This window comes from Vibrio sp. 10N.222.46.A1, from assembly GCF_041473595.1.
Lineage (GTDB): Bacteria > Pseudomonadota > Gammaproteobacteria > Enterobacterales > Vibrionaceae > Vibrio > Vibrio tasmaniensis_A.
In genome coordinates this window covers 1-822 of record NZ_JBFRSN010000136.1, presented here as the reverse complement: position 1 = coordinate 822, position 822 = coordinate 1, and the positions used below count along the sequence as shown (strand labels likewise).

At 40.4% G+C, this 822-nt stretch carries 2 protein-coding genes; both read left to right on the top strand.

Annotated elements, in window-relative coordinates; translation table 11 throughout:
* Positions 1 to 231 precede the first annotated feature (231 nt).
* The gene (locus AB4496_RS04895; RefSeq protein WP_102258302.1) at positions 232 to 438 is read left to right on the top strand and encodes a hypothetical protein; all 207 of its coding nucleotides are present in this window, start codon (positions 232 to 234) and stop codon (positions 436 to 438) included.
* 13 nt (positions 439 to 451) lie between these two features.
* Positions 452 to 822 (top strand): hypothetical protein (locus AB4496_RS04890; RefSeq protein WP_137002694.1); only part of this gene is annotated, 371 nt, incomplete at its 3' end.

Sequence of the window (822 nt, the reverse complement as noted above, 5' to 3'; positions counted from 1 at the left end):
TAGCGCATTCGTATCATGTTACTGATTTAAGGGGAATATATGCTAGACCGTGATTCGTTTGAATATGTGCGTATAAACGCTTATAAAACCGCTGGTGTTGGTAAAAAACCTTTGCCGAAATTCATGCGAAAACTTGTAGCAAGAACCACTCTGCATCGAGCATGGTTGCAAGGGAGCACAGGGAGTTTCCTAGTCCCTGTTCTAGAAAGAAACTAACTAAGAGGGTAAATTGTGGCTAAAGGAATATCTCTACCTAAACAGGTAGAGAGTCTTAAATCAGACGTTGGGCTTCTTACTCAGCAACTTGCTAATAATTCAATTGCTCTCAAGTTCTTAAAAGATATTGGTGTTAGCGAACACGCTGAGAAGTATATTGACGACATTCTAGAGCTATCAGAAAAAACGTTAGCTCAAACAGATAAATCGAAATACATCTAAGTAGAGGGAATAAATGGAACAATCACACGAAGAGTGGCGCAAAAGTCGAGAAGCTGAAAGGCTTGCATTTAACGACTGGTGTAAAAGTGAAGAGGCGCAACAGTTAGCGGCCAAACAATGGCAAACTGAGCGTTTTGAAGGTGTATATATAGCCGTGTCGAATATCGATGATGACCTACCCGAACAATCGCGTACAGAAGCCGCCATTCAAGCCGTACAGAACGAACAAAACGTGTCTGTGGAATCTGTTTTTTTAGATTTACACAACAAATCAGAAGGCTTTGAATACAGCGTTGAGAATGTAGAAACGTTCTTAAAATGTCAAAAAGAGATACTTAGTCGAGCATTCGGTGATTCTGTACCTAATAGCGCATTCGTATCATG